The sequence below is a fragment of the Marilutibacter maris genome, from assembly GCF_006546735.2.
GTDB classification, from domain to species: domain Bacteria; phylum Pseudomonadota; class Gammaproteobacteria; order Xanthomonadales; family Xanthomonadaceae; genus Marilutibacter; species Marilutibacter maris.
Genome location: NZ_VICD02000007.1, coordinates 22915 through 41121 on the forward strand (window position 1 = coordinate 22915; position 18207 = coordinate 41121).

Genomic DNA, 18207 nt, shown 5'->3' on the forward strand with positions numbered 1-18207 from the left:
CACTATCCGTTGCATTGCACAAAGGGAGCGTGCGCGCCTTTGATGGAAGGAGGCAGCAATGATCTACGAAGGAAACTGCCGCCTTGGAGACTTGTTTCAAAGCCGACGCGAAAGGGGACGCGACGGACTACCTGTTCTCTCCGTGACGATGGATGACGGTCTCGTTGTCCGAAGTGACTTAGATCGAAAGCAGGATACAAATCTGCTCCCCGAGGAGCACCTTGTTGTTAAGGCTGGAGATATTGCATACAACATGATGCGTATGTGGCAGGGGGCGTTTGGTCTTTCTGACAAAGAGGGCCTTGTTAGCCCTGCATATGCTGTATTGAAACCGACAAAGTCAGTCGATTCGAAGTACGCCGCATACCTCTTCAAGACCCCCAAGCTTCTGTATCTCTTCCGAGCGTACTCGTACGGCCTAACGGATGATCGATTGAGGCTGTATCCCAAGGATTTTTCGCGAATTCCTGTCAACGTTCCACCGAAGAGTGTTCAATCGCGTATTGCGACTGGCTTAGAGCATTGGGAGCGTGCCATCAACGTTATCGATGACCTGATCCGAACAACTGAAACTCAACGGAAGCACTTCACTAGGCGCCTGTTGCTACAACTAGACAGACTGCCGGGCTTTTCTGATAAATGGAACGAAGTTTCGATCAAGGATCTTGGCCATGTCACGTCTGGAGGCACTCCCGAGACAGATGATGCTTCGTTCTGGAACGGCGACATTCCTTGGGCAACCCCGAGCGACATTTCCGCTGTTCTCGGTCGTTACATCTACAATACGGAACGACGCTTGACTGCCGACGGCCTCGCGGCAAGTTCTGCGAAGGTCATGCCACCCGGCACATTGCTAGTCTGCACGCGCGCGACCATCTGTGAGTTAGCAATTTCCAAAGTTCCGATGGCCACGAACCAAGGGTTCAAGAGCCTAACTCCAACGAGCAGCTACGCTGCCGATTTCTTGTACCACCTCTTTCGATTCTATAAGAAGGAGTTTGTCCGGCGGGCATGTGGTTCTACTTTCCTCGAGTTGTCAAAGCGTGATTTCGAACGAATGCGCTTTCCAGTTCCAAAGATTGAAGAGCAGCTGGCTATTGCAGGCGCGCTGAACACATTCGACGATCAAATCGTCGCGCTGAGGAAACAACGAGCTCAGATCTCCCTTGAGCTAGACGGCCTCCTAAACATGCTTGGTATGCCGGCATGAACGACAGCGCCCCCGACACCCGCGAGAAGGTCAGCGCGCAACTTCCTGCGTTGCATCTGCTCGCCAACCTGGGCTGGCATTACCGGGGGGCGGCCGAGTGCGTGGCGCTACGTGACGGCACCCGCGAGGTAATGCTGAAGTCACGTCTGATCGAGGCCTTGAAGGCTCGTCGCTTCGACTACAAGGGCCAGCAGTACCCACTCTCGCCCAGCGCGATCGATCAGATGGTCCGCGAGCTGTCGGCGCTGCCTATGGGCGAGGGGCTACTGGTCGCCAACGAACGCCTGTACCAGCTGCTGGCACTAGGTATCACCGTCACCGAATTCATGCCGGACGGCAAGAAGCACCAGCCGACTATTCCGGTGATCGACTGGACCGACCCCGCCGCCAACCTCTGGGACGTCACCGACGAGTGCGAGGTGCTGTCCACCCAGGGCACGCACCACCGCACGCCGGACATCGTCTGCTACGTAAATGGTCTGCCACTGGTAGTGATCGAAGCCAAGCGCCCCGAGTCCGGTCACGCCGGCAAGGCCATGGTAACCGAGGGCATCAGCCAGCACCTACGCAACCAACGCCAGGACGAGATTCCGCAACTGTTCGCCTACGCGCAGCTTCTGCTGTCCATCAGCCTGACTGACGGACGCTACGGCACCACCCATACCCCCGCCAAGTTTTGGGCGCGATGGCGCGAAGAGGAGTTCGACGAAGCACACCTCACGGCCGTCAAGAACCACACGCTACCGAGCAGCACCCTGGACGCAATACTCCACAATAAGCCGGCCCGGGTGCGCGTCTACTGTGAGTCGCTGTGGTCCCAGCCCATGCTGCCCACCGACCAGGACCGCCTGCTGGTAGGCCTGTTGACTCGCGCGAGGCTCCTAGAGTTCCTGCGCTGCTTCGTTCTGTTCGACCGGAAGGTTGGCAAGGTCGTCGCTCGCTATCAACAGTTCTTTGGCATTCGCGCGCTACTGGCCCGGATCAGCCAGATCCGCCCGGATGGAGGGCGAGAGGGCGGCGTGCTCTGGCATACCACCGGCTCAGGCAAAAGCTTCACCATGGTTTTCCTGACCAAGGCGTTGCTGCTGGATACGGCTCTGAAGGAATGCCGCGTCGTCGTGGTGACTGACCGCGTCGACCTGGAGACGCAGCTGTCGCGCAATTTCATCAGTGGCGGGGCGTTCGGCTCAGCCATCGCCACAAAAAAAGAAGGCGAGCGCAGCAAGGCGACGACCGGCCGCGACTTGGCACGTCGTATCGGACATGGTACCGAGCGAATCACGTTCTCACTGGTCCAGAAGTTCAACACAGCGTCAAAGCTGCCCGAGTGCCGCAACGAATCGGCTGACCTAATCGTGCTTGTGGACGAGGGCCACCGCAGCCATGGTGGTGAGACTCACGAGCGAATGCGTAAGGCCTTACCCAAAGCCGCCTACCTAGCCTTTACTGGCACGCCGCTCCTCAAGGACGAGAAGACCGCCAACAAGTTCGGCCCTATCGTTCACGCCTACTCGATGCAGCGCGCGGTGGAGGACGAAACCGTCGCGCCGCTGCTCTACGAAGAGCGCGTGCCCGAACTCGAGGTCAACGAAGCGGCCGTCAACCGCTGGTTCGACAAGATCACGGCTGGTCTGTCCGACGCACAGAGTTCAGATCTAAAGAAGAAGTTCGCCAGCAAGCGCGCCATCTACGGCGCGGCGAACCGCATCGAGTTGATCGCCTGGGACATCGCCACCCATTTCAACGAGAACATCAAGCAACTCGGCATGGGGCTGAAGGGGCAGATTGCCACCGACAGCAAGCTAGACGCCATCCGCTACAAGCGGGCGCTGGACGAAACCGGGCTCGTCAGTACTGCGGTCGTCATCTCACCACCCGACACCCGTGAGGGCAACACCGAGGTGGATGAGGAATCATTGCCTGAGGTGCAGCGATGGTGGAAGCAGAACATCATCGACCGCAAGCTTGACCCGGAGGGGTATGAGAAGGACGTCATCCGAGACTTCGGCAGCGACGACGCGCCTGACCTCCTGATCGTCGTCGACAAGCTGCTCACCGGCTTCGACGAACCGCGCAACACGGTTCTGTACATCGACAAGCCTTTGAAGGGCCACAACTTGATCCAAGCCGTTGCTCGGGTCAACCGACTGCATGATGCCAAACGCTACGGCGTCCTGGTGGATTACCGCGGCATCCTCCCGGAGCTCGACACGGCCGTGCGGGCATACCAAGACCTCGAAGCCCAGACCCAGGCCGGCTTCGATCTGGCCGATCTCGAAGGGCTCTATCAATCCATCAGCACCGAATACAAGCGCCTCCCGGGCCTGCACGACCGCGTCTGGTCCTTCTTTAAGGGCGTTGCCAACCGCAAGGATCTAGAACAGTACCGACAGGTCCTAAGCCCCCGCTTCGTCTCAGGCGAGGACGGCGAGGAGTACGACGAGCGTCAGAAGCTGCGCGATGACTTCTCCACAGCCTTGACCGAGTTCGGCCTGTGCCTGCAAATGGCCCTGTCGTCGCGCAGCTTCTTCGAGGACGCTAGCTTCTCCGAGACAACGATTCGTCGGTACAAAGACGACCTGCGCTTCTTCTCCAGCCTTCGTCGGATTGCCCGGCAAGATGCCATGGAGACGGTCGAATACAGCGCCTATGAAGAACAGATCCGGCGACTGGTCGACAAGCAGGTCATTGGTACCGAGGTTCGGGAACCGGAAGGCGTGTACCTGGTGCATGAGTTGGGCAAGCCCGAGGATCCAGAGGGCTGGACCGAGGAAAAGACTCGCAACGAGACGGACCTGATCCGGACGCGTATCCGCAAAACCATCGAGCAGGATCTCGCTGGCGATCCCTACGCACAGAAGGTGTTCGGTGAACTGCTACGCCAAGCGATCGCTGAAGCCGAAGCGATGTTCGATCACCCGCTGAAGCAATACGCCCTGTTCAAGAAGTTCGAAGATCGCCTGGAAGCTTTGCAGGTACCCGGGATACCGAATGGTCTGGAGACCAATCGGCAGGCCAAGGCCTACTACGGCGCTATCCGTCTTGAGCTGGGCGACGAAAAGATTGACGCCATGTCTGAGGCCGAGCGCGCCAGTCTGACTGATCTCTCGATGGAGATCGACACCGTCGTCCGTGACGCAGTCGCCGAGAACTCGCTTAATCCGCAGAGCATCGAGTCCGCGATCCGTAAGAATTTGCTGCCCAGGCTGTTCCAGTTGATCGGGCTTGATCATGCCCGCGCCGTGGTGGAGCAGGTGGTACAAATCACCCGGATTGGGCTCAGCCGCGCATGAAGGAGGCGCAGACCAGCACCCGCTTGGTACTTCCTTACGGCGACAGTCGAATTCGCTGTGAGGTTCGGCGTTCGAAGCAACGCGTGAAGCGCAGCGTCGCCATCCATGTCGAACCGGACGGACGCGTGGTGGTCGATGCCCCCCTGCAGGCGGCCGACCCTGACATCCGCTTGGCAATAACGCGCCGATTGGCTTGGATCCACCGACGGATGGTGGAAGTCGAAAATCGCCAGATGGTGCTCACCCCGCGCGAGTACGTCAGCGGAGAGACCGCGGTTTACCTGGGCCGCCGCTATCGCCTTAAGGTCGTAAGCACCCAAGGCGGAAACCAGGTTCGCCTTCGGGGCGGCTACCTGGAGGTGGCCGTGAGCAACAGGTCTCCGGAGACCGTAAGACACGAACTGGAGCAGTGGTTCCAAGCCAGGGCAAAAGAGTTCCTGCCGCGACGTCTGGCGATGATGTCAGAGCGCCTGAAATGGGTGAAGGCGATTCCACCGCTGTCGATCAGGCGCATGAGCAGGCAGTGGGGTAGTTGTTCTCCCCAAGGACGCATTGCCCTCAACGCGGGCTTAGTGCGCGTGCCTCGAGAATGCATCGACTATGTGCTGCTCCATGAGCTGATCCATCTCAGGGAGCACAACCACGGCCCAGCGTTCTATCGAATCCTCGACCGGCACCTTCCCGACTGGAAACGAACCAAGGCGCGGCTGGACGCACTGGCTGACTTGGCACTCGCTAGGTAGCCGGACGGACCGCTCTATAGTCGAATTCTTGGGTCGGACAGCCCCCTTCCCTACCCTCGATAAATCCACCTAATCCCCTGCCCTATCGATGTTCGCTTCCGGCCAAAGCGGCCTACGATCACGGCGCCGGTATCGTTTACTCGGCGCCCCAACGGCTAGCTGTTGCTGAGCGATTTCAGGTCAGCGACGAACTGCTCGGGGTGCGGTGGGTGTGGTAGACCATGACCAACGGGGGCATCCTCCGCCGCGCGAGGAAATCGCCCGGCGCGCGCCGCAATGACAACGTGTACGTACGGGCCACGTGGAGATTCCGGGCGACCCTGGTGATCGTGAGGCGACAGGCTTCGGCTGGCCGGACCCGCGCGCACAGCAGACAATGGTCGCCATGAAACCCCGCGACAGACCGGCCGAAGCCACGCCGGACCTGAGGAAATACGCCTGGCTGGCCATCGTGACCGCGGTGCTGACGGTGCTGCTCAAGGGCAGCGCCTGGGCGATCACCGGCTCGGTGGGCCTGCTGTCGGACGCCGCCGAATCGATGGTCAACCTGGTGGCCGCCATCGTCGCCCTGGTCTCGCTGACCATCGCCGCCCGGCCGGCCGACGACGACCACCACTTCGGCCACAGCAAGGCGGAGTATTTCTCCGCCGCGCTGGAAGGGATCATGATCTTCGTCGCCGCGGCCTCGATCATCTACCTGGGCATCGATCGCCTGCTCAACCCCCGGCCGCTGGGATCGCTCGGCATCGGCCTCGCCGTTTCGATCATGGCCGCCGTCCTCAACGGCATCGTCGGGCGGATCCTGATCAAGGTCGGCACGCGCCACCGCTCCATCACCCTGCGCGCCGACGGCAAGCACCTGATGGCCGACGTGTACACCTCGGTCGGGGTCGTGGTGGGCCTGGGGTTGGCGTGGCTGACAGGCTGGAACTGGCTGGATCCGGTGATCGCGATCCTGGTGGGCGTGAACATCCTGGTTTGTCGGCTACCGGCTGATGTCCGAATCCGCCTCCGGCCTGATGGACGCGACCCTGTCCCCCGAGGACAACGCCCGGATCCAGGCCATCCTGGACGCGCACGCCGAACCGGGCCGGAGCGAATTCCACGCCGTGCGCACGCGCGAGTCCGGGGCCCGCCAGTTCATGGAGATGCACATGCTGGTGCCCGGCGACTGGACGGTGCTGCGCGGGCATGACGCCATGGAAGACCTGGTGGAGAAGATCGTGGCGGAGTTTCCCGCCATGCGCGTGACCGGGCACCTGGAACCGGTCTCCGATCCCCGCAGCTACGAAGACATGGCCCTGTAGCCGAAAAGCGGGAGGCGACGTTGGGTCAGGCAGGCGACGAAGACCCGCGGCTCGATCCCCCGTGCGTTGTCACTGTATTCATCCGGAGTTTATATCCGCACGTATACTAAGGCGCATGCCTTTCCGCGCGCTCCTGATGCGGTTGTTCCTGGTCGTTGCCTTGCTCGCCAACGGTCCGGGCATCGCTGGCGCGTCCATGCACATGGAGCACGTGCGCGACTCCGCCGGTGACGTCACCTCGGCACCGACAGCAGCCGAGGCCATGGCGGCCTGCCATGGAGGAGCAGCGGCTGCTACGGGGGCCAATGAACACCATCACCCCCAGGCCACTGACGAGGCCGGAGCGGTATCGCCGTGGGACGACTGCTGTGAGGCGGGTAATTGCTGCCCCTGCATGCACCATTGCGCAGCGGCGCTCGCCGGGTCGGCACTCGCCGATTTCACCATCCGGTACCGGCACACCGCCGAACCGTTCCTGTCGGTGCACGCGTCCGCGGCCCTGACCAATCTCTTCCGACCTCCGATCGGCTAAGTGTCCCTGCGCGCCTTCCGAGGCGCTGATGGATCCTGTCCGCTGCTCCGCACTGACAGGGTAACGCTCGTCCCGCGAGCCTTCGACCTTTCCCGGAGTTCCCATGTCATCCGATTCTTTCGGCCGTGCCGAGGGGCTGTCTGCCCCGTCGCGCCGCCGCTTCGTCCAGGGCCTTGCTGTTGGCGGGGCCGTCGCAACCTTGGGCCTGTGGCCCCGTTCCAGCTGGGCCGTCAAGGCCGAGGGCCTGCCCAACGTGCTCTCGGGCACCGAATTCGACCTGACCATCGGCGAGACGCCGATGAACTTCACCGGCGCCACGCGCCCCGCGATCACAGTCAACGGATCGATTCCCGCACCCTTGCTGCGCTGGCGGGAAGGCACCACCGTCAACCTGCGGGTCCGCAATGCCCTGCCCCGCGGCTCGATCCATGGCGAGCAGGCGTCGATCCACTGGCACGGCATCCTGCTGCCGGCCGACATGGACGGCGTGCCCGGGCTGAGCTTCAACGGCATCAACCGTGGCGAGACCTACCAGTACCGCTTCAACGTCGTGCAGGGCGGCACCTACTGGTACCACAGCCATTCCGGCTTCCAGGAGCAGGCCGGTCTCTACGGGCCAGTGGTGATCGAGCCGCTGGAACCCGAGCCCTTCGCCTATGACCGCGATTACGTGGTCATGCTCAGCGACTGGACCGACCTCGATCCGAAGCGCCTGTTCGCCAGGCTCAAGAAGCGGTCTGACTTCGACAACTTCTCCAAGCAGACGGTCGGCGACTTCTTCGACGACGTGAAGCAGCACGGCCTGGCCGCTACGGTCGAGGACCGCAAGATGTGGGGCCAGATGCGGATGACGCCGACCGACCTGTCGGACGTCAACGGCAACACCTATACCTTCCTCATGAACGGCACGACCTCGCTCGGCAACTGGACCGGGCTGTTCCGGTCGGGCGAGAAGGTCCGCCTCCGTTTCATCAACGGGTCGGCAATGACGTACTTCGATGTGCGCATCCCGGGCCTGAAGATGACGGTGGTCGCGGCCGATGGACAGTACGTCCGCCCGGTCACGGTCGATGAGTTCCGCATCGCCACCGCTGAAACGTTCGACGTCATTGTCGAGCCGACCGGGCAGGATGCGTTCACCATTTTTGCCCAGGACAGCGGCCGCACGGGATACATCAGCGGAACACTCGCCGTCAGGGAAGGCTTGCGGGCGCCGGTGCCGGACGTCGACCCCAAGCCACTCCTCACCATGGACGACATGGGCCACGGCGGGATGGGTGGCGGCGGTCACGACATGTCTTCGATGTCGCACGGTGCGATGGCCGGCGGTGCCATGGCCGGAATGGACCACAGCGGTCACGACATGTCGTCGATGGGAGCAGGCACGGCCGCCGGAGGGAGCATGGCCGGGATGGACCACGGTGCCGGCGGGATGCAGGAGCATCCAGCCACCGAAACCGGCAACCCGCTGGTCGACATGCAGACGATGGCCCCTGTGCCGAGACTCGATGATCCGGGCATTGGCTTACGCGACAACGGCCGACGCGTACTGACCTACGGCGATCTGCGCAGCACGTTCCCCGACCCCGACGGGCGCGCGCCCGGCCGCACGGTCGAGCTGCACCTGACCGGTCACATGGAGCGCTTTGCATGGTCGTTCGATGGAGTGAAGTTCGCTGACGCCGAACCCCTGCGTCTGAAGTACGGCGAGCGCATGCGAGTCGTCTTGGTCAACGACACGATGATGTCGCACCCGATCCATCTGCACGGCATGTGGAGCGACCTCGAGGACGAGTCCGGCAACTTCATGGTGCGCAAGCACACCATCGACATGCCGCCTGGTACGAAGCGGGCCTTTCGCGTGCGCGCCGACGCGCTGGGTCGCTGGGCGTTCCATTGCCACCTGCTTTACCACATGGAAGCCGGCATGTTCCGCGAAGTGCGGGTGGAGGAATGAACGCCATGAGCCGTTCCAATCGTCACTCCCTAGCCATCGGCCTGACGTCCGTACTCGTTCTTGCAACTGGTTGCGCCCCGGCGTGGGCGCAGGAGACGGACCACGCCGCACACCATCCGGCAGCCAAGCCGGCTGCGTCACCATCGTCGCCAAGGCCCGCGGATCCGCACGCCGGCCATCTGCCGACTTCACCGGACAAGAGTTCCGACGATCACGGGACGATGAACCACGGGAACATGCGGCACGGAGCTGCGAATCCTGCCGACAGCGAACACACCGGGATGGACCACTCCACGATGGACCACTCCACGATGGATCACTCCGGGATGGATCACTCCGGGATGGATCACTCCGGAATGGATCACTCCGGCATGGATCACTCGGGCATGGATCACGCTTCCATGGGCCATCAACCTGGTGTCAGCGAGGACCTGCCGCCGACGGCCGAGCCGCGCGAGCCAATCCCGGTTGTCACGCCGACAGATCGGGCTGCGGCGTTCCCGGACCTCGACGAGCACCTGATGCATGGTGAATCGATCAATTCCTACTGGGCGCTTGACCGGCTAGAGGCGTGGGACGCGGACGAGGACGGCACCGGCATGGCCTGGGAAGCACAAGGCTGGGTGGGTTCCGACTTGAACCGGCTCTGGCTGCGCAGCGAGGGCGAGCGTGCAGGTGGATCCACCGAGTCGGCGGATGTGGAAGTGCTGTACGGCCGAGCGATCGCCCGATGGTGGGACGCAGTCGCCGGTGTCCGCCATGACTTCGCCTTCGGCGGCGGGCCGTCGCGCACCTATGCCGCGCTCGGTGTGATCGGTCTTGCGCCGTACAAATTCGAAGTCTCCGCGACGGCCTACCTAGGCGAGTCCGGTCAGCTCGGGGTAGGTGCGGAAGCCGAATACGAAATGCTGTTCACCAACCGGCTGATCGGCCAGTGGCTGGTCGAAGGCGAGGCCTGGAGCAAGGACGATCCGGCGGTGGGAATCGGCAGTGGGCTGAGCAAGGTCGAAGCCGGTTTCCGGCTGCGCTACGAGTTCCATCGACAGTTCGCGCCGTATGTCGGCGTGGTCTGGGAGCGTGCCTACGGCGGAACCGCAGACTTCCGTCGCGCGGAGTCCGGTGATGTCGACGACACCCGTATCGTGGCGGGCGTGAGGATCTGGTTCTGATCGGAGTACTCGTATGCAACCGAAGACTCGCAAGCGTGTTTGGCTGATCGGAGTTCCCCTGGTTGCCGCAGTGGGCGCGGCGGGCTTTATCTGGGGCGGCGTATACAACGTCGCCGCGGATGACATGCACACCAGGCCCGTGCACTTTGTGCTCGAGACCGCACGCGAGCGCTCCATCCTAGCGCGTGCGGGAAGGTTGGACGTCCCGCCGGGCCTGGACGATCCAGCGAGAATCGTGCAGGGCGCGGGCAACTACGCAGCGATGTGCGCCGGGTGCCACCTGGCTCCATCGATGGCCGAAACAGAGATGAGCCAAGGCCTGTATCCAGCCCCGCCCAACCTCAGCCAGTACGGGGTCGATGCGCCAAAAGCGTTCTGGGTGATCAAGCACGGGATCAAAGCAAGCGGCATGCCCGCCTGGGGCAAGAACATGGAGGACGAGTACATATGGAACATGGCCGCGTTCCTGCAGGTGCTGCCCACGCTCGACGCGGCTGCATACAGGGAACTGGTCGACAGCAGCGAAGGCCACGCGCATGGCGGCGGCGAGACACACGACGACGACCATGGCGAGGCGGCGACGGAGGATCACCCTGCCCAGCCCACAGCTGGGAGCGACGCGATGCCGCACGCGCAGTCGCCGGGTATGGACGATGACCACGGAACGCGTGTCACCGACACAGAAGTCCGCGCGGTAGAGCATCGCCATGCCGACGGCAAAGTGCAGTCTCCACCTTCACCCCGTATGACCGAGGCCGAAGACGGCCCTGCGCACACTCACTGAAAACCTGGAGTTAGACAATGAATGCAACAGCAATTTCGTCTGGCCTCGCGCTGATGCTCGCAATGGTGTCGCCCGCAATGGCGCAGACGGCACAGTCGCATACACATCACCCCGCCGCTGCGGCAGCGGCGGACGTAGACGTGCCGGCCGCCGCGGAGGCCGCCGTCGACGTGGCGGAGCGGTTCAACACCGCCCTGTCCAACGGCGACCTGGCCACGGTCGGATCCCTGCTCGCTGCCGACGTCCTCATCCTCGAGTCCGGGGGGGCCGAGCGCAGCCGCGAGGAATATCTGGGCCATCACGCCGTCAGCGATGCGGCGTTCCTCAAGGGCGCCCATCGCCAGTTGCTCCGTCAACGCGCACGGGTCGCAGGCGAGTTCGCGTGGGTCGGCACCGAAAGCGAGCTGCACGCCCAGAAGGACGGCAAGCCGCTGACCGTCCAGAGCACCGAGACGATGGTGCTGAAGCAGACCGCCGATGGCTGGCGGATCGTCCACATCCACTGGTCCTCGCGGACCAAGCGCTGAGCGGAGAACCAGAAATGAAAACCTGCAGATTGAACCGACTGGCGTGGGCGGCTTTTGCGGTCGCCGGCCTGGGTGCCTGCACCCAGGCGGCTACACCCGCGCAATCCACCATCGCGCCCACAGCGCAGGTCGCCCCGAAAACGGCCGACGCGACTCCCGCTACCCTGCCACGCATGACGGTCCACAAGACCCCGACCTGCGGGTGCTGCGGTAGCTGGATCGACCACGTGAAAAAGGCGGGCTTCGCCGTGGATGTGCATGACATGGATGACCTGGGGCCGGTCAAGGAGCGCCTGGGTGTCCCCTATGCAAAGGGCTCCTGCCACACGGCCGAGGTCGGCGGATACGTCATCGAAGGCCATGTCCCGGCCGAGGACATCAAGCGCCTCCTCGAAGAAAAGCCGGACGCACGCGGCCTGGTCCTGCCCGGAATGCCGCTCGGTTCGCCGGGCATGGAGGTCCCGGAAGGACGCCAGCAGCCGTATACGGTCGAGCTGGTCCATCACGACGGAACCACCGAACCCTTCGCACAGCATTGATCCGCAAGAGCAACAGGGGGCGGTGTTGCGGGCGCGCCGATTCTCGTCCGCGATGAAGCAGGAGATCCACATGACTCACCATTCCGAAGACCACCGGTCTCAGGCCATGAACGAGTGCATCGACAACTGCACGCAATGCCACGCGATCTGCCTGGAGACCATCAACTATTGCCTGGGCAAAGGCGGTGCCCACGCAGCACCGGAGCACATCGCCCTGCTGGCGACGTGTGCCGATATCTGCGCCACCAGCGCCGACGCGACGCTGCGTGGCGCCAGCGTTCACTCCGTCGTTTGCGGTGCCTGCGCGGAGATCTGCCGCCAGTGTGCCGATGCATGCGATGCCATGAACGACCCCGAGATGACGCGCTGCGCCGATGCCTGTCGCCGCTGCGCGGAAAGCTGTAGTGCCATGGCAGCCTGATGCGTCGGGGATCCCGCCGTAACCAGCGGGATCCTCACTTCGCGAAACCACAAGCATCAAGAGTCGACGAACCGTCGTTTCACTGACAAGCAGGCAGCCAACGCTGTCGGGTCCACCACTGCACGGCCCCAGGAACGGGACCTTGCATCACACTCGCAAAGAGGACAATCCATGAAGTCGTCAAACCTTTCCCAATCCTTCGCGCTCGTCCTGGCGATCGCTGCAGGGCAGTTCTCGCTGCAGATCGCGCATGCCCACGCTGCGCTGCAGCAGTCCACACCGGCGGCAGATGCGGTGGTGGCCTCTCCAGGCCAGATCGATCTCGTGTTCAACGAAACACTGATTCCGCGGGCGTCGCGTCTCAAGTTGCTCATGAAGCACGGCAGCTCCGCCATGCCGATCGAGAACTTCACCACCGAGATCGTCAACAACGGAAAGACCCTGCGCGCCAGGTTGACTGGTCCGCTTGCTCCGGGCGTCTACACCGTGGAGTACCGCGCGGTCGGTGGTGACAACCACCCCATGCCGGGCAGCTTCAGCTTCACGGTGCGCTGAGGAGTCGCGAATGTTCGACCTGTCGGCTTATGCACTGAGATTCCTCGAATATCTGGTTCTCATGGTTCTTTTCGGGGTTCCACTGTTCGGTTGGTACGGTTCGCGTCGACCGGCACTCGCCGACGCCCTGGCCGGGTGGCCATTCATGGGCGTTCTGTTGGTGAGTGCCGCCGTCGGGCTCGTGCTGACCGGGGCCGATGTCGTCTTCAAGACCGCGGGCATCATGGGAATGCCGATTGCCGACGTTGATCGCGAATCGCTCGGCTGGTATCTGTTTGATACGTCCGCAGGCCGCGCAGCCATGGCGAGAGGCGCGCTGCTGATCGCCATGGTGCTTGTACTCGGATGGCATCGTCGTCGCGGGAAGGTGGAGGCCGCCTTCCCGTTCGCGGCGACGCTGGCGGGCGGCGCCCTCGCCTCGCTGGCATGGAACGGCCACGCCGCCGCTGGCGAGGGCGTGGCAGGCGCGGTCCGGCTCTCTGCGGGCCTCGTCCATCTTCTCGCTGCAGGCGGCTGGATCGCAGCGGTCCTGATGTTCCTGGGAATGCTCCTGCGCGGCAAGGGCGCTGCGGGCAACGGGCGTCTGCGATCAACGCATGACTTCCTGCGTGGATTCTCGACGCTTGGAACGATTTTCGTTGCTGCGCTCATTGTGTCCGGCATCGCGCATTACGGTGATCTCACCGCGTGGTCATTGTCGACGCTGGTCCAGAGCACCTACGGAAACCTGTTGCTGTTCAAACTTGCCCTGTTCGGCGGAATGCTGGGCCTGGGAGCAATGCACCGATGGACGCTGGTGCCGCGCCTTGAACGGGCGCTGGCCGGCGGAGATCCCTCGCAGGAGGTGCGAGCCTTGCGGCAGAGCGTTGCGGCCGAGGCTGCGCTGGCGATCCTGATCCTCATTGTCGTTTCAGTGCTCGGGACGCTCAGCCCCGCTTGACCATACCTTTCAACGACACACACGCTGGCAGGCCTAACTGGTGCCGCCTGTACGTCTCCGACGCACCCGAGAACCAGGTGCGACCGCACACGTTGCCGTAACTGTCGCGGTGCAACGCTTTCCAGGATGGTTGACGTCGGGTGGGACACTGTTCCGGAAACACTAGGAGAAGCAACATGGCACACGCTGTTCAAGGGACAGATCACAAGCACGCCGAGGGCAGCGGGCGTCCCTATCTGCTGTTCTGGATCAACATGGTGCTCGGTCTCGCGGTGATGTACATCGTCATGTTTTCGATGATCGATGGTGTCCGCGACTTCCGGAACAACCTGAACATGTTCTACATGGCACTGACCATGTGGGCTCCGATGGGGATCTTCATGCTCGCCACAATGCCTGGCATGTTCCCCAAGAAGGGCCTGAACATGGCGCTTTACGCAATCTTCGCCGCAGTGACGCTCGGCTCGTTCGGCGCCACGCGCGCGCAGGTGCTTGTAGATGACCGTCAGTTCATCGACTCGATGATCCCCCATCACTCAGGTGCGATCCTCATGTGCCGGGAAGCCAGACTGCGTGACGCCGAACTGCTCGCGCTGTGTGACGACATCACCAAAGCGCAGCGCTCCGAGATCGACCAGATGGAGAGCATCAGATCCCGTCTCGACTAGGCCGAGGATCTGCCTCCATCTGCTGCCCGGTGTCCGAGAAAAATGCCGCCCGGCCTCGCTCCAGAACTCGCCAAACTCCGGCGCCGAGACCGGCAGCCGCATGATGGCACTCGACAATGTGCCGCCGGCGCTGTCCAACTTCGAAACGCGCGGTCCATGACGTTGATCACCGGAGCCGGTTTCGGTCGACCGATCGTCTTACAGACAGCGGTCCAGAGGCCAGCGAGCTGATTCAACAGCCGCAATCGCCATCCGCACGATGGCAGTGCATGAGCTGGCTGCGCGGTAGCGACCTGCCGAGCTGCCGGGCCTTGACCTTGCCATCGTGGGAATCTTTAAGCTGGGCTTCCCGCGCATATTCCAGGGATAGTTCCATGACTTTCGTCGCCACCCGACCGGTCGCCAATCCACCCAGCTCCGCCGTCTCCCGCCTGAGCCTGCCAGTCGAGGGCATGACCTGTGCCTCCTGCGTTGGCCGCGTCGAGCGGGCGCTGAACGCGGTCCCCGGAGTGCAGGCGGCCGCGGTCAATCTCGCCACCGAACGTGCCGACCTCACCTTCTTTGGCCTGGCCGATCCGCGGGCTGCGGTTCGCGCCATCGAGAGTGCCGGCTACACGGTGCGCGAAGAGACCACCGAGCTCGCGATCGAGGACATGACCTGCGCGTCGTGCGTGGGCCGGGTCGAAAAGGCGCTCGCACAGATCCCGGGCGTGCTCGAAGCCAACGTCAACCTGGCGACCGAGCGCGCGCGGGTGCGCCACCTTGCCGGGGTCGTTTCCACGGCGGACCTTGAAGCGGCGGTCGAACAGGCGGGTTACAAGTCCCGCCGCTTGTCCGTCGATACGGCAAGTGCAGGCGATCATGACGCCGAGCGTCGTGAGAGCGAGGCACGGGGGCTGCGGCGGGCTTTGACCATTGCCGCCGTCCTCACCTTGCCAGTCTTCATCCTCGAGATGGGGTCCCACCTGATTCCCGCCATGCATCATTGGGTGATGGGGGTCCTGGGTCAGCAGACGAACTGGTATATCCAGTTCGCGCTCGCCACCCTCGTGCTGTTTGGTCCGGGGCTACGCTTCTTCCGCAAGGGCGTACCAGCGTTGCTGCGCGCTGCCCCCGACATGAATTCACTGGTCGCGGTTGGCACGGCGGCCGCGTACGGCTATTCAGTCGTCGCGACCTTCGTCCCCGACGTGCTGCCCCCGGGCACCGCCAACGTCTATTTCGAGGCCGCCGTGGTCATCGTGACCCTGATCCTGCTGGGGCGCTCGCTGGAGGCGCGCGCCAAGGGGCGAACCTCACAGGCGATCAAGCGCTTGGTCGGACTCCAGGCCAAGACCGCGCGCGTCGAGCGCAACGGCGATACGGTCGAAATTCCGCTCGATCAGGTGGCGACCGGTGACGTCGTGCTGGTTCGTCCGGGCGAGAAGATTCCGGTGGACGGCGAGGTCGTCGAGGGCGCCTCCTATGTCGACGAGAGCATGATCACCGGCGAGCCGGTCCCCGTATCGAAGGGGGTGGGCGCCGATGTCGTCGGAGGCACGATCAACAAGACCGGCGCTTTCAGTTTCCGCGTGACGAGGATCGGCGCGAACACGGTGCTCGCGCAGATCATCCGCCTGGTCGAGGAAGCGCAGGGTTCCAAGCTGCCGATCCAGGCGCTGGTCGACAAGGTCACCATGTGGTTCGTCCCGGCAGTGATGGCCGGGGCCGCGCTGACCTTCCTTGTTTGGCTGGCCTTCGGACCGGAGCCCGCGCTGTCCTTCGCGCTCGTCAATGCGGTCGCGGTGCTCATCATCGCCTGTCCCTGTGCCATGGGGCTGGCCACGCCGACCTCGATCATGGTCGGGACGGGCCGCGCGGCCGAGCTCGGCGTTCTCTTCCGCAAGGGCGAGGCCTTGCAGGCGCTGCGCGATGTGAGTGTCATCGCGCTCGACAAGACCGGCACGCTGACCAAGGGGCGCCCGGAGCTGACCGACCTGGTGCCTGCCGAAGGCTTCGAATACAACGAAGTCCTGGCGTTTGTCGCCGCGGTCGAGACCCGCTCCGAGCACCCGATCGCAGAAGCGATCGTCGACGCCTCCAAGCAGCGGGACATCACGCTCGCACCCGTCGGGGGCTTCGAGGCCACGCCGGGTTTCGGCGTGTCGGCCAAGGTCGCCGGTCGCACCGTCGCCGTCGGCGCGGACCGGTTCATGACGCAGCTCGGCATTGATGTGGCGGACTTCCTGCCTGTCGCCCAGCGTCTCGGCGACCAAGGCAAGAGTCCGCTCTATGCCGCGATCGACGGCCGGCTGGCGGCGGTGATCGCGGTGGCCGACCCGATCAGGGAGACCACGCCCGAGGCGATCAAGGCGTTGCATGCGCTGGGACTCAAGGTCGCGATGATCACCGGCGACAATGCCGCGACGGCCGCGGCGATCGCCAGGCAGCTCGGCATCGATGAAGTCGCGGCCGAGGTCTTGCCCGACGGCAAGGTCGCGGCGCTGAAGAAGTTCCGGACCAATGGCGCGCGGGTCGCCTTCGTGGGCGACGGCATCAACGACGCGCCGGCGCTGGCCGAAGCGGACGTCGGGCTCGCCATCGGCACGGGAACCGATGTGGCGATCGAGGCCGCCGACGTGGTGCTGATGTCGGGCGACCTGCGCGGCGTGACGAATGCCATCGCGCTCAGCCAGGCGACGATCCGCAACATCAAGCAGAACCTGTTCTGGGCCTTTGCCTACAACGCCGTGCTGATCCCTGTCGCGGCGGGTGTGCTCTACCCGGTGAACGGCATGTTGCTTTCGCCGATCTTCGCGGCGGCCGCGATGGCCCTCTCCAGTGTCTTCGTGCTCGGCAACGCGCTTCGGCTCAAGCGCTTCCAGGCACCCATGACGGTCGAAACCCGTGCCGACATGCCGGGGAGCGGTGCGGCATCGCCCCAGTCGCGCCTGGTGGATGAGCATTGATCCCGGGGCGAAGCACCAATCACCCTTGGCTGACCAGGAGAAAAGAATGATGAATATCGGTGAAGCAGCCAGGTTTTCCGGCGTCTCGGCAAAGATGATTCGCTACTACGAACAGATTGGCTTGATCCCGAAAGCTGTTCGTTCCGATGCTGGCTACCGACATTACAGCTCGCCTGACGCCCACAGCCTTCGCTTCATACGTCGCGCACGCGACCTTGGCTTTTCGGTCGAACAGATCTCGGAACTGCTGGTCCTGTGGCGCGACCGTGACCGCGCGAGCGCCGACGTGAAGGCGATGGCGATTACCCATGCCGCCGGACTGAAGGCGAAGATCGGCGAACTACAGGCGATGGTGCAAACGCTCGAACATCTGGCCGATCACTGCCACGGCGATGATCGGCCGGACTGCCCGATCCTTGCGGATCTGGCTGAGCCAACCGCCGCGGTGGACTCGCGTCCGCAGACTCCACACAGGACGCCTCTGTTCGGAGTCGACACGCCCGCCTCGTCACGCAACCGCCGCGTCGAGATTGCGCATTCGTGATCGAATGTACGGTCGCAGGAGAGATCACGGCATCGTTGCCAGCCCGCCGCGAACAGCGTGCAAGCATTTC

The 18207-nt window shown here is 63.5% G+C and carries 16 protein-coding genes and 1 pseudogene; all 17 read left to right on the forward strand.

Annotation, left to right across the window (positions count from 1 at the left end):
- Positions 1-58 precede the first annotated feature (58 nt).
- Positions 59-1210, forward strand: coding sequence for a restriction endonuclease subunit S (locus FKV24_RS01085; RefSeq protein WP_141480879.1), 1152 nt, complete (start codon positions 59-61; stop codon positions 1208-1210).
- On the forward strand, positions 1207-4503 hold the full coding sequence (locus FKV24_RS01090) for a type I restriction endonuclease subunit R (protein WP_141480880.1): 3297 nt from the start codon (positions 1207-1209) through the stop codon (positions 4501-4503). The genes FKV24_RS01085 and FKV24_RS01090 overlap by 4 nt, the downstream gene beginning before the upstream one ends.
- Positions 4504-4586: 83 nt before the next feature.
- Positions 4587-5246, forward strand: coding sequence for a YgjP family zinc-dependent metalloprotease (locus FKV24_RS01095; protein ID WP_249040856.1), 660 nt, complete (start codon positions 4587-4589; stop codon positions 5244-5246).
- Positions 5247-5631: 385 nt separating this feature from the next.
- Positions 5632-6213 (forward strand): annotated as a pseudogene (locus tag FKV24_RS19685) (cation diffusion facilitator family transporter); the annotation flags it as partial.
- Between the two features lie 52 nt (positions 6214-6265).
- Positions 6266-6553 (forward strand): cation transporter dimerization domain-containing protein, encoded by a 288-nt coding sequence (locus tag FKV24_RS19690; protein WP_249040857.1) that lies wholly within the window; start codon positions 6266-6268, stop codon positions 6551-6553.
- A 115-nt stretch (positions 6554-6668) separates the two neighbouring features.
- On the forward strand, positions 6669-7085 hold the full coding sequence (locus tag FKV24_RS01105; protein WP_141480882.1) for a CopL family metal-binding regulatory protein: 417 nt from the start codon (positions 6669-6671) through the stop codon (positions 7083-7085).
- A gap of 103 nt (positions 7086-7188) precedes the next feature.
- Positions 7189-9042: a copper resistance system multicopper oxidase gene (locus tag FKV24_RS01110; RefSeq protein WP_141480883.1), complete on the forward strand. Its 1854-nt coding sequence runs from the start codon at positions 7189-7191 to the stop codon at positions 9040-9042.
- Between the two features lie 5 nt (positions 9043-9047).
- Positions 9048-10211: a copper resistance protein B gene (locus FKV24_RS01115; RefSeq protein WP_141480884.1), complete on the forward strand. Its 1164-nt coding sequence runs from the start codon at positions 9048-9050 to the stop codon at positions 10209-10211.
- Between the two features lie 13 nt (positions 10212-10224).
- Positions 10225-10995, forward strand: coding sequence for a c-type cytochrome (locus FKV24_RS01120; RefSeq protein ID WP_141480885.1), 771 nt, complete (start codon positions 10225-10227; stop codon positions 10993-10995).
- 17 nt (positions 10996-11012) lie between these two features.
- On the forward strand, positions 11013-11522 hold the full coding sequence (locus FKV24_RS01125) for a YybH family protein (protein ID WP_141480886.1): 510 nt from the start codon (positions 11013-11015) through the stop codon (positions 11520-11522).
- Positions 11523-11536: 14 nt separating this feature from the next.
- A complete protein-coding gene (locus tag FKV24_RS01130; RefSeq protein ID WP_249040858.1) occupies positions 11537-12061 on the forward strand; it encodes a DUF411 domain-containing protein in 525 nt (174 codons plus the stop codon).
- A gap of 52 nt (positions 12062-12113) precedes the next feature.
- Positions 12114-12482, forward strand: coding sequence for a four-helix bundle copper-binding protein (locus tag FKV24_RS01135; RefSeq protein ID WP_249040859.1), 369 nt, complete (start codon positions 12114-12116; stop codon positions 12480-12482).
- A gap of 171 nt (positions 12483-12653) precedes the next feature.
- Positions 12654-13037, forward strand: a complete 384-nt coding sequence (gene copC / locus FKV24_RS01140; RefSeq protein WP_141480887.1) for a copper homeostasis periplasmic binding protein CopC — start codon at positions 12654-12656, stop codon at positions 13035-13037.
- 10 nt (positions 13038-13047) lie between these two features.
- Positions 13048-13977 carry a copper homeostasis membrane protein CopD gene (gene copD, locus FKV24_RS01145; protein ID WP_141480888.1) on the forward strand — a complete coding sequence of 310 codons (930 nt, stop codon included), beginning with the start codon at positions 13048-13050 and terminating at the stop codon, positions 13975-13977.
- A 176-nt stretch (positions 13978-14153) separates the two neighbouring features.
- Positions 14154-14645 carry a DUF305 domain-containing protein gene (locus FKV24_RS01150; protein ID WP_141480889.1) on the forward strand — a complete coding sequence of 164 codons (492 nt, stop codon included), beginning with the start codon at positions 14154-14156 and terminating at the stop codon, positions 14643-14645.
- Positions 14646-15019: 374 nt separating this feature from the next.
- Entirely contained in the window at positions 15020-17593 is a 2574-nt protein-coding gene (locus tag FKV24_RS01155) for a heavy metal translocating P-type ATPase (protein WP_141480890.1), read from the forward strand.
- Positions 17594-17642: 49 nt separating this feature from the next.
- On the forward strand, positions 17643-18137 hold the full coding sequence (cueR, locus tag FKV24_RS01160) for a Cu(I)-responsive transcriptional regulator (RefSeq protein ID WP_141480918.1): 495 nt from the start codon (positions 17643-17645) through the stop codon (positions 18135-18137).
- Positions 18138-18207: the final 70 nt, after the last annotated feature.

Bases quoted from the DNA above. Each gene is read 5' to 3' on its own strand.
- cueR (WP_141480918.1), top strand. From the start codon at position 17,643: ATGAATATCGGTGAAGCAGCCAGGTTTTCCGGCGTCTCGGCAAAGATG.
- FKV24_RS01090 (WP_141480880.1), top strand. From the start codon at position 1,207: ATGAACGACAGCGCCCCCGACACCCGCGAGAAGGTCAGCGCGCAACTT.
- FKV24_RS01115 (WP_141480884.1), top strand. From the start codon at position 9,048: ATGAGCCGTTCCAATCGTCACTCCCTAGCCATCGGCCTGACGTCCGTA.
- FKV24_RS01120 (WP_141480885.1), top strand. From the start codon at position 10,225: ATGCAACCGAAGACTCGCAAGCGTGTTTGGCTGATCGGAGTTCCCCTG.
- FKV24_RS01155 (WP_141480890.1), top strand. From the start codon at position 15,020: ATGACTTTCGTCGCCACCCGACCGGTCGCCAATCCACCCAGCTCCGCC.
- FKV24_RS01125 (WP_141480886.1), top strand. From the start codon at position 11,013: ATGAATGCAACAGCAATTTCGTCTGGCCTCGCGCTGATGCTCGCAATG.
- copC (WP_141480887.1), top strand. From the start codon at position 12,654: ATGAAGTCGTCAAACCTTTCCCAATCCTTCGCGCTCGTCCTGGCGATC.
- FKV24_RS01110 (WP_141480883.1), top strand. From the start codon at position 7,189: ATGTCATCCGATTCTTTCGGCCGTGCCGAGGGGCTGTCTGCCCCGTCG.
- FKV24_RS01105 (WP_141480882.1), top strand. From the start codon at position 6,669: ATGCCTTTCCGCGCGCTCCTGATGCGGTTGTTCCTGGTCGTTGCCTTG.
- FKV24_RS01150 (WP_141480889.1), top strand. From the start codon at position 14,154: ATGGCACACGCTGTTCAAGGGACAGATCACAAGCACGCCGAGGGCAGC.
- copD (WP_141480888.1), top strand. From the start codon at position 13,048: ATGTTCGACCTGTCGGCTTATGCACTGAGATTCCTCGAATATCTGGTT.
- FKV24_RS01085 (WP_141480879.1), top strand. From the start codon at position 59: ATGATCTACGAAGGAAACTGCCGCCTTGGAGACTTGTTTCAAAGCCGA.
- FKV24_RS01130 (WP_249040858.1), top strand. From the start codon at position 11,537: ATGAAAACCTGCAGATTGAACCGACTGGCGTGGGCGGCTTTTGCGGTC.
- FKV24_RS19690 (WP_249040857.1), top strand. From the start codon at position 6,266: ATGGACGCGACCCTGTCCCCCGAGGACAACGCCCGGATCCAGGCCATC.
- FKV24_RS01135 (WP_249040859.1), top strand. From the start codon at position 12,114: ATGAAGCAGGAGATCCACATGACTCACCATTCCGAAGACCACCGGTCT.